Annotated in this window: 10 protein-coding genes; 9 read left to right on the top strand and 1 reads right to left on the bottom strand. The window is 70.4% G+C overall.

The annotated features are described in order from the left end of the window. The first annotated feature begins 140 nt into the window (after window positions 1-140). Together D450_RS0117800 and D450_RS0117795 are read left to right on the top strand one after the other, a co-directional pair. On the top strand, window positions 141-683 hold the full coding sequence (locus D450_RS0117800) for a sigma-70 family RNA polymerase sigma factor (protein WP_017540010.1): 543 nt from the start codon (window positions 141-143) through the stop codon (window positions 681-683). A 41-nt stretch (window positions 684-724) separates the two neighbouring features. After that, window positions 725-1,261 (top strand): hypothetical protein, encoded by a 537-nt coding sequence (locus tag D450_RS0117795; RefSeq protein WP_017540009.1) that lies wholly within the window; start codon window positions 725-727, stop codon window positions 1,259-1,261. 153 nt (window positions 1,262-1,414) lie between these two features. Here D450_RS0117795 and D450_RS31885 read toward each other — a convergent pair whose 3' ends face one another. Continuing rightward, window positions 1,415-2,014 carry a hypothetical protein gene (locus tag D450_RS31885; protein ID WP_017540008.1) on the bottom strand — a complete coding sequence of 200 codons (600 nt, stop codon included), beginning with the start codon at window positions 2,012-2,014 and terminating at the stop codon, window positions 1,415-1,417. A 3,877-nt stretch (window positions 2,015-5,891) separates the two neighbouring features. On the opposite strand from D450_RS31885, the gene D450_RS0117775 reads away from it, so the two are divergent. From D450_RS0117775 to D450_RS0117745, 7 genes are all read left to right on the top strand, one after another. Beyond that, window positions 5,892-8,981: an RHS repeat domain-containing protein gene (locus tag D450_RS0117775; RefSeq protein ID WP_017540006.1), complete on the top strand. Its 3,090-nt coding sequence runs from the start codon at window positions 5,892-5,894 to the stop codon at window positions 8,979-8,981. 103 nt (window positions 8,982-9,084) lie between these two features. Continuing rightward, on the top strand, window positions 9,085-9,603 hold the full coding sequence (locus D450_RS0117770; protein ID WP_017540005.1) for a hypothetical protein: 519 nt from the start codon (window positions 9,085-9,087) through the stop codon (window positions 9,601-9,603). A gap of 50 nt (window positions 9,604-9,653) precedes the next feature. Further along, entirely contained in the window at window positions 9,654-9,953 is a 300-nt protein-coding gene (locus D450_RS0117765; RefSeq protein ID WP_017540004.1) for a hypothetical protein, read from the top strand. A 46-nt stretch (window positions 9,954-9,999) separates the two neighbouring features. After that, entirely contained in the window at window positions 10,000-10,665 is a 666-nt protein-coding gene (locus D450_RS0117760; RefSeq protein ID WP_017540003.1) for a hypothetical protein, read from the top strand. Window positions 10,666-10,820: 155 nt separating this feature from the next. Further along, a complete protein-coding gene (locus D450_RS0117755; RefSeq protein WP_017540002.1) occupies window positions 10,821-11,939 on the top strand; it encodes a M48 family metalloprotease in 1,119 nt (372 codons plus the stop codon). Window positions 11,940-11,997: 58 nt separating this feature from the next. Beyond that, entirely contained in the window at window positions 11,998-12,621 is a 624-nt protein-coding gene (locus D450_RS0117750) for a hypothetical protein (RefSeq protein WP_017540001.1), read from the top strand. Between the two features lie 229 nt (window positions 12,622-12,850). Next, window positions 12,851-13,621: a hypothetical protein gene (locus D450_RS0117745; protein ID WP_017540000.1), complete on the top strand. Its 771-nt coding sequence runs from the start codon at window positions 12,851-12,853 to the stop codon at window positions 13,619-13,621. The last annotated feature ends 52 nt before the right edge of the window (window positions 13,622-13,673 follow it).

Raw genomic sequence — 13,673 nt, 5'->3', positions numbered from 1 at the left:
GTCCCGCTTCCCCTCCGATACCGAACGCACATATCCGGACGTCCGGTTTCGCCCCCCGGGGTGTCTATCGTCGCTCTATCGGATCGCGGCCGCCGGCGTACGCCCGGCCCTCATCTCATGCCTTGTGGAGCCTTTCCGCTATGACCGCTCTCCGCGACGCCTCCGATGCGGACCCGGCGCGGTTCATCGAGATGTACACGGTGCATTTCGGCGACCTCGTCGCCTTCCTGACGGCCCGGACCGGCCTCGGGCGCCACGGCGCCGAGGACCTCGCCCAGGAGGTCATGCTGCGCGCCTGGCGGTTCCTTCCGCGTCTCGTGGGGGACACGGAGGAGCTGGGGCCGTGGCTGCGCACGGTGGCGCGGCGGGTCGCCATCGACGCCGACCGCGCGCGCCGCGCCCGCCCCGACGAGGTCTCCTACGGCACCGACCACGCGCCCGTGGAGGACGCCGCGATCGCCGAGGACGAGAGCGAGCGCGTCGTCGAACGCCTGGCCCTGCGGCGGCCGGTGCAGCGCCTGGCCGCCAAGCACCGCCGCGCGGTGGAGCTGGTCTACCTCCAGGACAAGGAGATGAAGACGGCGGCGCAGGAGCTGGGCGTCCCGGTGGGCACGGTCAAGTCACGGTGCCACTACGCCCTGCGCCTCCTCCGGGACGACCGCGAGCTCACACCGGCCTGCTGAACGGCACCGGTGGCGACGAACGGACGGGAGCGGAGCGGAGCATGAGCCGGACCACCACCGGGGACCACGTACAGGCTCTGATCGTCGCGGTGCTGATGTCGGGCATCGCCGTCGTCACCGCCCCTGGGATCCCCATGACCTGGCGGCACGCCAACGAGCACTTCGCTGCCGCATGGGGAGACGGCGGTGTACCGGGGACACTGGAGCTGACGGGCCGACCCGTGACCGAGGGGGAGCGGTTCGGAACCGAGCAGGTGGGGCCCTGCCAGGGCACGTTCACCACTGACGGCGGCGAAGTGTACGACGACGTCCTGGCCGGTGTCCCGGAGGCCGGTGGGTGCGCCGAGGGCACGCGCGTCGACGACGCCCGCCTCGTCCCGAGAGACCCGAGCGGGTGGCTGGGGGACGACACCGACGAGGCCCACAGCCACGGCGAGGGCCGTTGGCTGAGGAAGTACGCCTTCGCCGCCTTCGCGAGCCTGATCTGGCTCGTCCTCGCCTCTCCCCTGCTGTTCGTCGTCCTCGTCACCGCCGCCCGGATCGTGAGGGCCCTCTTCGCTCCTGTCCGCAGAGGATGACCACCGCTCGGGCCGGGCGGCGAGGGGCAGGAGCCCGGCCCCTCGCACCGCACCGGGACGCTCCCGCCGGCCCCGCCGTCGTGGACGCCCTGCTCCCCCGGCATCGCACGCAGGCCGGAGACCGGGGAGGTCGGTCCCCGGCCACCCCGCCTCTCAGGCGGCCGCCGGGTGGCGCAAGGCCACCCGCAGCCCGATCGCCCCGGTGTCCAGGTAGCCGTCCTCCCCTGCGGACCACTGCCAGCGCGCGGCGCGCGACGAGCCCAGCGCCACCACGAGCGTGTTCGGGGGCAGGCGGCGCAGCGCGTCCTCCTCGTCGGGGTCAAGAGGGCGGTAGAACAGCAGCGCGTGGCGGCGGTCGGGGTCGCGCGGGCCGGTGATCGGGTCGCCGCCGGGCACCCCGGCGGCCCCGGGATCCTCGGCCCCGGCCGGGTCGGCCGGCGGGAGCACCTCCTCCAGGCGCCGCCCCTCCTCGACCTCGGTGACCCGCAGCCCGCGCTCGCGCAGGCCGTCCCCGATCACGTCGACGGCGTCCTCGGCCACCAGGCGGTGCCCCTGGATCGCGAGCAGGCCGTCGAGCCAGGTGAAGTCGACGAACACCTGCTCGCCGCCCTCCTCGTCGGGGCGCAGGCCCAGCCCCACCAGGGTGCCCAGGGTCGAGGAGAGGCCGGTGGCGGTCTGCGTCATGGTGTTGAACTTGACCGCCTGGGTGGCCGACTTGCTCTTGACGTACTGCCAGGTGGTCGCGTCGAGCACCTTCNGTGGCCCGCCCCCCCCGCCGTGACCGTCTCCCCGGAGGTCAGCACGGCCACCGGGCGGGCCGGGACCTCGGCGGGGGCGTTGACCAGCTCCACCAGCGCCAGCCCGGCGCGGCGCGAGGCGCCGCGGTCGGCCTCGATCCGGTCGGTCACCTCGTCGCGCAGGCGGCGCCGCCGGCGGGTGCGGACGAACCGCGGCGGCCGGGGTCGGCGCCAGGGCAGGGCGGCGATCTTCTTGAAGGGCCAGGCCACGGCGGTGAGGATCGGCTTCCAGAACAGGGCGAAGACGGTGAGCAGGATCAGCACGCCCAGGCCCCCGGCGAGCATCAGGGGGTCGAGGTCGCCCATACGGTCCCGCAGGCCCTTGGGCTCTTCCTCGGCCGTCGGCGACGGGGAGGGCGAGGGGGACTCGGCCAGGATGGGCGCGGCCGACGGCGGGATCGGCGGGGAAGGCGGGGGGACGCCCTGGGCGGCGGCCCGGTCCGCGGCGATGATGCACAGCGGGTCGGTGCCGGTCTGCACGCCCTCGCCCTCGGCGTCGTAGGGCAGGACCAAGTGCCACTCGGGGCGGATGGCGCCGGTGTTGTCGAGGGCCCAGCCGTCGGGCTGGGTGCGGCCCTGGTTGAGCTGGTCGATGTCGGAGCTGCGCCGCTCGTCGCCGAGCAGGTCCTCGGCCAGCCCGAACAGGCCGCGGGTCTCGTCGGCCGGGACGGTGTAGTACTTGACCTCCCGGCACTGGCTGTAGTCGGGCGCGGCGGGCTGCGGCTGCTGGACCGGCGGCTCGGGTTCGGGCTCCGGTTCGGGCTCGGGGGCCTGCGAGGGCTCGGGCTCGGGTTCCTCCTCGGGGGGCGGCACCTCGCCGCTGGCCGACGGCTGCGGCTGGGCCAGCGCCGGGGGCGCCGCGGCCACCGGCACGGCGGCCCCCGCGAGCACGGCGCCGACCAGCGCGGCGGCGCCGACTCCCGCCTGCAGTGCCGTCCGCGTCCCGCTCACTCGCCGCTCCCGAATTGCCCGGATTCCTGGTCATCGCCCCGACGGGGCCCAGGACAGGGTACGGAAGCGCAGCGCCCCGGGTTCACTCCGGTCACCGGCCCCGCGGTGCCGGATACCCCACCCCGCCCGCACGGAACGCGGGGCCCCCGCCACACGTCGAAAACCGCCGCACGGACGGGAACCGGGCGTGAACCGGGGTGAACCCGGCGCCGCCCGCGTCCGTACATCCGCAGTGAACCCCCGCCCGAGGAGCGGAGCGCGGCCGGCCCAGCGGCCGCCCCGATCCGACCAGGACAAGGAGAGCCAGGCGACGTGAGCAGGCAGGAGCGGAATGACCTGGACTGGTCCGTCCTCGACAGGACGAGCGACCCGGTTCCGTGGACCACAACGGACCCCGACAACCTTCAGGACCACTTCGCCAAGCTCGCCACCGCCTGCAGTACGGCCGCCGACGACATCCGGGACCTCAAGAACGACGACGCCGGCGAGGGCGAGGCCATGGACGCCCTCCGGGATCTCATCGGGAAGCTTCCCGACTACCTCGAAGACGCGGAGGAGTCGTACCGCAAGGCCTCCGAGGCCTACCAGATCTGGTCGGAGGGCCTGAAGACCGCGCGCACCGACAGCGCAGCGGTGCGGGAGGACGCCGCCTCCGCCTACAACGGCATGTCCGAGGAGGAGCGGGACGAGGACTGGGACGACAAGAAGGAGCACTTCCTCGGGCGCCTCGAATCCGTCGAGTCCGCCATGGAGCAGGCCGCCGAGGACGCGCGGGACAAGCTCTCGGACGCCACCCGCAACGGGTGGGAGAAGCTGTGGGACGGCTGGAACGCGGTCGTCGAGTGGATCGAGGAGAACCCGATCATCTACGCGGTCGCGATGGTGGTCCTGGGCATCGTCGCGATCTTCGTCCCGGTCGTCGGCGTCATCATCGGTCTCGCGGCCCTCCTGGTGAGCATCACCTCCCTGTCCCGGAAGGACAAGCTGGGCTTCAACCTGGAGACCTTCGCCACTCTCGGGATGGACCTGCTGTCCGTCATCCCGGGTGTGCGCGTGCTCGCGTCGGCGGGAAAGCTCGGCAAACCGCTCGCGAGCGCGGCAGGCAACCTCACGGCCCGGATGGGCACGGTCCGCAGCGCGATCTCCGGCCAGATGAGGAGCGTCGTGAACCGGTCCGGTGCGGGGCGGTTCATGAGCAACACGCTGACCTCGATCTCGACGGGAACCTTCCGCAACAGCCCGCGACTCAGCCTGGCCGCGGACGTCGGCATCAGCGCCACGCGCGACGCCGCGTTCAGCGGTGCGTCGGACATCGCCCTCCAGGCCGCCGTCAACATCTCCGACGGCGACGCCGCGTTCGGCGACATCGACATGACGAGCGTCGTCTTCAGCACCGCCAGCGGCGCGCCCGGAGGCGCCATCCAGGCCGGCCACGACCACAACGCCTTCAGCGCCGCCATCGGCAACGGCGACCTGACCGGAACGCCGTCGACCTCGGGCGACCTCGGGGGCGTCACCAGCGATTTCTCCGGCGACGGCGGCGGGAGCATCAGCACCGGCGACGGCACTTCGACGAGTATCAGCGGCCCGCCGGGCGACGCCTCGCCCGACCTCCCCTCCGGCGGCTCCGGAGACGGCCCGACCGGCTCCTCCGGGAGCACGTCCGTGGACACGTCCTCCAGTTCCTCGGCGCCGGACTTCTCCTCTCCGGCCCCCGACGTGTCGGCGCCGGACGCCCCCTCACCCGACGTGTCCATGGCCGAGGTGTCGACGCCGGACACCACGTCTCCGGAGGCCTCGTCTTCTCCGGACGTACCGGCCCCCGATGTCTCGGCCCCCGATGTCTCCTCGGCCGAGGTGTCACCCCCGGACGTCTCCTCTCCCGACGTCGACGCCCCCTCCTCCACCAGCGCCGACTCCCCGGACGGGCAGACCCAGCCCCCTCTCTCCAACGACTCCTTCCCCGACTCCCCCGCCCGGGACTCCGCCGACCACTCGGCGAGCACGGACCTGGGCGACGGTTCGAACGTGTCCACCCACTTCGACTCGGACGGGAACATCACCGGGACCGACCGCACGTCCGTCGCCTCCGACGGCAGCGGCGGATACCAGGTCTCCGCGGACCACACCTCGGACACCACCACGGTGCACACGGAGACCCGCGGCGACACGAGCATCAACGCGCCCAACGAGGTGACCTCGACCACGGTCACCGAGACGGGGGCGACCACCCGCACCGGGCACGGGGACATCACCCTCGACACCTCCCCCTCGGACGGGCCCGTCGTCCAGTACACCCACGCCCCGGGCTCGGAGGGCGGCTTCAGCGCCGACCTGTCCCAGCAGGGGCAGACCGTCGTGNGGCCCCCCCCCCCCCCCCGGCCGCGACCGGGGACGGTTTCACGGTCGGCCACGGGGACGGCACGTCCGTCGACGTCAGCGCGGACGGCGGCTCCGTCTCGCTGAACGGGGGCGAGGCGCAGCCGACCGTCGGCAGGGACGCCTCGGACGGCTCGGTCGCGGTCGACGCCGGGGAGGCACCGGTCAGCGCCGCCCCCAAGCCCGGAGGCGGAAGCGAGATCGGCGGCGGGAACGGTCCCAAGGTCGACGTCCCCGCCGACGCGGACGCCCCGGTCACCGTCACCGGCGACGCCGACCAGACCACCGTCCTGCAGGCCGGCGGCGGGGCCACGGCGGCTCTGGGCGCGGCGGGCGCCGCCCACGCGACGTCCGTCCAGACGCCGGGCGGGGCCACCGCATCCGTCGGGCAGGGCGGTCACCGGATCCAGTCGCCCAACGGCACGACGCACAACTTCAACGCCGACAGCGGCGGCCTCACCGTCTCCAACGACAACGGCTCGGCGTCGGTGAACGAGGGGGGCGTGCGCGTCCAGCAGGACGCGTCCCTGCCCGGGCACACGACCGACCTGCAGATCCGCACCACGCCCGACGGCCCCCAGGGCAACGGTGTGGCCGCGGGGACCAGGATCGACCCGACCGGCGACGGAGGCACGACCTACACCAACACCCGGTACGACGCGGACCACCGACCGGTGCACACCAGCACCGCCACCGGCAACCCGGACGGCAGCGTCTCTGCAGGCGAGACCACGGCCTCGCCCGACGGCACCATCGCCCACCCCGACTTCACGCTGAACCCGGACGGGACGCTCAGCGTCCCCGACGGCCAGGGCGGAACGCACGAATACGGGGCGGACGGCACGCCGCAGCGGACCGTGCACCCCGACGGGTCGGTCAGCGTCCCCGACGGGCAGGGCGGCGCCCTGCACTACGACGCCAACGGGTCCCCGACGCCGGAGACCCACCCCGCCCCGCCGCCGCTGGGCGCCGGACCGGACGGCTCTGCGGTGTTCACGGCCCCGGACGGCACGTTGGTGCGCCCCGGGGACGGGGCGATGTCCCCCGACGGCTGGATCCTGCGGCCGACCGGCGACGGAGTGTCCCTGACCGCACCGCCCAACCGGTCGGGCGACACGCTGACCGTCACCCACGGTGCGGACGGCTCCCTCGCCTTGGACTCGGGCGGCTTCCACGCCGAGGGCACCCCGGACGGGACCAGCGCGAGCACCCCGGACGGGCTGCACGTCGGCCAGAACGACAACGGGCGGCACGCCGGCGACGACCACTACATCAGCACCGTCTCCCCCGACGGGCACGCCGCCACGCACGACGCGGCCGACCCGCACGGGCGGCCGGTGGCCGAGCACGCCGACGGGCAGGGCACCACGCACCTGCCGGACGGCACCTCGGTGCACGACGACGGCGGCCCGGGCCGGGTGGAGGTTCCGCCGGGACAGCGCGCCTCCTTCGCCGACGGGGAGACGTCGATCTCCGTCGCCGAGAGCGGGACCACCACGGTGCGCGGCGGCCCTCCGAACCAGGACGGCGTGCCGCACGCCGGAGGCGACCCGTGGTCGGTGTCGGGGGGCCGGGACGGCACGGTCAACGGCCACACCCCGAACAGCGACATCACCTCCCATCCGGACGGCCGGGTGGAGTTCTCCAACGGCGGCTTCTCCGGCACGGTCGACGGCGACGGCACGACCGTCACGGACGGGACGGACGGCATGGAGTACCGGCCCACGCCGGACGGTGTGGAGGTGTCCTCCGGCGCAGACGGCGCGTCCGTCCACATCGGCCGGGACGGGAGCAGCATCTCCCAGCCGGGTGAGGATGCGCCGCACAACGTGGTCTACGACGGGGACGGGCGGCCGGCCACCGTAGAGGTGCGCCCAAACGGGCCCACCTCGCTCGACCTGCACGCGGACGGACACGTCGACGTCAACGGGCCGCAGGGGGGCACCCCGCGGGGTGAGACCACCCGGATCGAGGGGGGTTCCTTCGAGACCACGGGCGACAGGAGCCAGGTGGTCGCGGACGGGAACACCACCCGGATCGAGAACACGCCGGTCGTCGGGAACGGCAGCTCCATCACGCACGGGGGCGAGGGCGACGGGCTCGTCGGTGTCGACCACAACGGCTACCAGCACTCGTTCAACGGGGACGGGCCGGTCAGCCAGGGCCCCTCGGAGGGGGGACCGCGCAATGGGCCCACCCGTCCGAGCCTGGAGCGCGACGGTACGGTCTCGACCGTGGAGCAGACCTACGCGCTCCCCGGCGGCCAGAAGGAGATCCCCGGGCCCGCCATGGAGCGCAACACCGAGTCGGGCGTCACCGAAGTGCGCCACGACGGGTTCTCCGCGACGCAGAGCGATGGAAGCAACGGCGGACGGGACGTCACGGTCCGCACCAGCGAGGACGGCCCGGTCGTGACCCGCCGGGACGACGGCAGCACCACGGTCGAGGGCGACAGCCTGCGAGTCGACCGGGCGCCGGAGGCGGCTGACGAGTCGGGCCGCCGGGACCCGTCCAGGCGCAACCTGACCATCGACACGACCGGCGATGGTTCCGGCCCCAGTGTCACCCGCGACGCCGACGGGAACATCACCGTCTCCGAAGGCGGCGAGCCAATCCTCACCCAGGACCGCGGCCACGGCCCTGACGGCCCCAGGAACGGCGGGAGCGACAACGTCCAGGTCCAGCAGGTCGGCGACCGGACCGTCATCGAGCACACCTCGCCGGAGACCGGTCGGCAGACCGTCATCGAGATCCGTCCCGACGGCAGGATCGATGTGAACAGCGGGAGCGACCACATCTCGGTGAACCAGAACGGCACCCCGACGAGCACGTTCTCCGATGGCTCCGACCACACGACCAAGGTCGAGGAGAAGAACGACCAAAAGGTCGAGATCACGGACCGCACGACCGTCAACGGGTCCGCACAGCACACACAGGTGCAGGTGGACCGCACCAACTCCGTCTCTGCTCTGGACATCAAGCCGAAGAAGACCACCGACGCCAATGTGGCCGAAAGCTGGCGGATGGGAATCGACGCTGATGGTCAGGCGACGACCGTCAACAACCGGCCGATCGACGACGCTCCGGTCACACTCACTCCTGATGGCAATCTGCAGCAGGGGGTCGCCCGACAGTCCGAGCACACGAGCTGGAACCAGGACTGGGGGGCGATCGCTCGCGGCGCCAGGCTGGAAGCCATCAAGGCCATATTCAACGCCGGATCCGACGTCGGAATGAAATACGTGTACAGCCTCATGAACGATGACTACGACTTCGAGGCGTCCAACGTTTACACCGCCGTCGCTCAGGTCGCGACCGCTGCTCCTCGCGGCATGGCCGAATCAGCCCATGAGAACAGCCCGCACCTCCCCGGGAGCCCCCTGGGCCAGGTAGCGGCCGGCCAATTCAATGAAATCGGCCACCAGCAGATGCGAAACAATCTCTCCGAAGCCTTCCAGGAGCAGTTCGGGATCACCGACGACCCGGCAGAGGGTGGCGTCAAGACGGACGCCGAGAACGCAGAAGAAAATGGATACTCCGTGTACGTGGACGGCGAGGAGGGGGCAATCGCCCCCGAGAACATGAAGGGCTGACCACTTGCCGAGGAACCTTATATCCAATTCATGCATCATCGCATGGCTCGCTCTGATGGGGCTCTGGGGCGCCGGGCCGCTCATGGAGGATCCCCCGACGTTGATGTACACGACCACTCCCGACGGGGGCCTCTCCCCACGCCCCTTCCCCTTCACAGTGACCTTGATCCTGCTGGTCGGCCTTGCCGTGGCGGCCCTCTTCACAGCCGACCCGAAGGTTTTCAAGCTGCGATCCCGATCCTCCATCACCTACCAGGCGGATGTGGACATCTATCAGGCGTCTCGCCGCGAGTGGCGAATTCGAGAAAAACTTGACCACGCACACTCCCTCGGATATCTGAGCGAGGGAAGATACCGCAAGCACCACGCATTTGCCGACACCCTCATGAAGAACCTCGACAGAGACGTCGAAATTCTCTCCAATAAAAAAGTGCTGCACATGCAGCAACTTAGAAACTTCTACTACGCAAAGATCATGGATCCGGTCGAAAAACTCGACTCCATGGACAGGAAGGTTGACAGATTTCTCACAAGAAAGGGCATCGACCCTAAGGGGCCGGAACACCCCTGGAACCGCGAGAAGCGTTCCCAAGAGGCGGGCGGCGCGTCGGCCGAAGGATAGGATGAACCCGCCTCTGAACAGCCTGACAACCAGACCGAGAAGGACTGCGCATGGCCAAGAAGATCGTCGTCGAGATGGACGTCCTCGACGGCATCAAGAGCCGGCTCGACACGGTTAAGGACGCCTTCCAGGACGACCAGCGTGAAGAGGCCGAGGGGTGGTCCCGGGACATCGGGCCGGCGACGATCGAGAGCGCCTCCGGGGACTACATGGGCGAGAGCAAGGACATGTTCGACCGCATGTCGAAGTTCATCAAGGACCTCGGCGAGGGCATCGACCAGGTCAAGGAGTCCTTCGTCAAGACCGACGACGAGCTCGGCAAGAGCCTGGAGGGCGAGGAGGGCGGCTGATCCCCCTCCCGCCGCGCAGACGATCCGACGTTCCGAGAGAGCACCCATGCCCTACCAGTTCGCCGAGCCGCTGCTCCCCGATGAGGCGCAGATCGGTTTCGACATCCGCATCCCCGAAGACTGGAACCAGTACGACCTGTCCTCCGACGGCATCGCAGGGCTCCGGAAGGCTCTTCTCGACGCCGCCGCCTCGGATCCCCGACAGGCGCAGACGGTCGACGAGCTCTTCCAGAACGTGGCACAGATCGCCCACGACGCCCGTTCCTCCGGCCTCTTGAACGCCGCCGGCACCTTCGAGCGGTACGAGGACGGCTTCTTCATGGCGACCGTCTGCGTCCTGGCCTTCAAGGAGCCGCCCGGCCAGGACCTCGACCCGATCAAGCTGCTGGACCACGTCCACCCGCCCAGCGCGACCGAGGCCGAGGGGACGTGGCTGCGCAAGTCGCTCGTCGAGCTCCCCGAGTCCGGTGCCGACCTGTGCGCACGCATGTTCGGGGTGGCCGACTACCGGCTCGACGAGGAGCAGGGCCAGGGCATCCGTTCGGTCCTGATGCACACGGCCTTCCGGGTGCCGGGCCTCAAGACCCGCGTGCTCGTCAGCTGCTCCAGCCCGAACGTCGAGCACCAGAGCGAGATCCTGGAACTGTTCGACGCGATCACCAGCACCGCCTGGTTCTGGAAGCGCCTCCCGGACACCGGCGTACCCCGGTGAAGCCGGACGGTCACCCCGCGCTACCGTGAGCGTCGTCCCCGGAGTCGGCCGGATTCCCGTATTCGGTGCCCTGCCCCGAGGGGACCGGACGGGGAGCCGTGACCGGCGACTCGGCCGACCGCCTGACCAGGACGGGAGATGGAAGGAAACGACCAGTGAAGAGGCCGCCCACGGCACCGCACCGGCTCATCCTGCGCGCGTGGCTCGCGGTCCTCGTCGTCACGGTGGTCTACGCCGTGCTCTTCTGCCTCCTCGTGGCGGCACTCGGTCTGCCCTGGTGGGTCGGTCTGCTCCCGGTCACGGCCGCGCTCGTGACCGCCGAATGGGCCGACAGGCTCCTGCTGCGCCTGACGATCGCCGACCTGAATCCGAAGGTGATCGGGGAGGATGACGATCCCCGGCTCCACGCCGTGGCGGACCGATTGTCGGCACTGACCGGTCGGCCCAAACCCGAGCTGTTCTCACTCGACTCCCGCGAGCCCAACGCCTTCTCCCTGTCCCATCGCCCCGGCGGACGCGGTCCGGCCGTCCACCTGACCTCGGCCCTTCTGGAACGGCTCGACAACGACCGGCTCGAAGCGGTGCTGGCCCACGAATACGCCCACATCGCCCACCGGGACCAGCGGGCGCTGGTCTATGCCCACAGCATGACGTGCTGGGCCCTCGGCCTCCCGCACCTGCTGGTCATGGCGATGATGAACCTCGACCGGCCCCTCTGCCGCTGGGCCCACATGTGCGGATGGCGGTGGACGCCTGTCCAGGAGGGGGTGCGCGGGCTCAACGAGCTCGTCTTCCGCTACCCGGTCCCGACCGTTCCCCGCGTCGTCGCAGTGCCGGCGGTCGTCCCCCTCGGCATCGCCCGCGGCCTCGTCCTCGTCTGGGGGCTCGGCCCGGCGATCGCCCTCTTCTGGACGGTCACCTTCGTGGGGACGTTCGTGTCGTACCCGGGGCTGATCGCCTGCTCCCTCCTCACCCGGCACCGCGAGCTCGCGGCCGACACGGCGGCGGCGCAGACAACGGGTTCCCCATCCGCCCTGGCCTCGGCCCTGTCCTCGCTCTCTGAAGGGGTGCACTCCATTCCCGACAAGGACCTGCGGGAATCCCGTCCCCGGGCGGGCGAGTCGTTCCTCTCCTTCAGCAAACCGCCGGAGAACAGGACCGAACGCATCGTCGGCTACTTCTTCCTGGCTCCCCTGTTGGAAACACACCCGAGCATCCCCGTCAGACTCGCCCGCTTGGCACACCTTTCCCGGTCGGCCGCGGAATCGCGCTGACGCAGACCGCCTCCCCCCTTCACCGAGAGAACGAGAAGAGGAGCGAGATCCTCCCGACATGACGAACGACAACCCCGCGAAGAAGACGTTCCGCGAGGAGATGAAGGCCGCCGCGGAGGCCACCCCCCAGTGGGACCACTTCCACAAGCGCGCCAAGATCAACATGGTCGCGATGGGGGCGCTCGGGGTCTTCGCCACCTTCCTCCTAGGCACCATGTTCTCCGACGGGTACGAGCACTGGAGCTCGTTGATCTGGACCGCGGTCGCGGCCGTCCCGGTCGCCTTCGTGCTCGGCTTCCTCGGCTACCGGGTCTCCGCGGTGGTCGTACTCCTGGACAAGCCCAAGCGGGTGTTCCGGGTCTCCAACGGCTTCAACAACACGGTCAACATCCCTCTCGGCGCCATCGCCTACATGGGGAAGGCGGACTTCACGATGAAACACATGTTCCGCCTCACCCGAATGCGACTGCTCAATGAGACGGGTCCGGGCATCGAGATCATCGGCCGCGACGGCAAGTACATCACCATCCGGACCGATCGGGCCGACGAGATCATCCAGGCCGGACTCGGGTGCGGCCTCGACCCGAACGCCCTCCGCATCCCCTTCCCCGAGAACGCCGTCAGCGAGAAGTGGCGGGATACCGAACGCGAACAGCGCCCCACCGCCCAGCGGCCGAGCTGAACCGGCCCCGCCCCGGCTCTGGCACCGCGCGCGTCAGGCCCGCCGCCGGGCTTCGCGGAAACGCGGCCGGCACCTGCGCAGCGCCAACGATCGCTGGAATGACCTCAGGGCACGGCGGGACGGCTCCTGTGGTGCGACGACTGGTGCGAACAGTGTCCGCCCTCGGCGAGGGGCAGGAGGAGTACCGCGAACGGTGCCGCCGCGAGCTTGAACGGGAACACGACCAGGGATGAAGTACAAGCGTCCGACCCCGCGAGGCGGCGTCTACACCCGCCCCCACCAAGAGCTCGTGATGAACGAACTCCCTTTCATCGAAGCCCAAGTGAAGAGGGTGCCGCGGCCCGCCCGAGGCATCATCTGCTGGACGGCGGTGCTCCTCCCCCTGGTCGGCATGGTGTCCGTCGCGGCTCCCGAACACCTCCTCCCCGCCTTCCTCACGGAAACAGACCCTGCCACCGGAGATCCCCAAGCGCGCACACTCTACGTACTCGCGGGCATCCTCGTCTTCCTCCTGTGGGCGATCACCATGGAAATATTCGCCGCTCCGATCGCGGGACGCATCACCCCGGCCACCAAGGCCGCCAAGGCCGCACGCGAAGAGGAAGTGGGGCGAAAACACGCACCGCGAATACTGGAAAAATTCCAAACCGCAAGGTCGATGGGCTACTCGCATAAATCCCCTCGCATCCCGAGAAAATCCGGGAACATCAGAGGGAGGCCCGACAGGAACGAGCGAGCAGAGTTCTTCCTCAGGTTCGCAGAACACAGAGCAGCGGGGAACCGGGCGAAAGTGCAGAACCGTGACAACATTCACCTCGCCCGCGCAGCGTACACAATGCTCGAAGACGACATAGTCCGGCTGAGCATCATCGAGGAACAGGTCGACGACCACCTTCGGAGCCGGGGAGTCGACCCGGCATCCGCACACCACACGTGGAACCGCCCCCCGATGAGCAGAGGAGACCGACAGGCCTCGCGCGGCGAGAAGCAACGACCGTGAGCACGGTCATCCTCAACGGCCCGCCCTCCGCGGTCCCTCTTGAGGCCGGGCT

The sequence above is a fragment of the Nocardiopsis halophila DSM 44494 genome (assembly GCF_000341245.1).
Taxonomy (GTDB): Bacteria; Actinomycetota; Actinomycetes; order Streptosporangiales; family Streptosporangiaceae; genus Nocardiopsis_A; species Nocardiopsis_A halophila.
The sequence above is the reverse complement of the archived record's forward strand: the minus strand, read 5'-3'. Positions and strand labels throughout refer to the sequence as shown.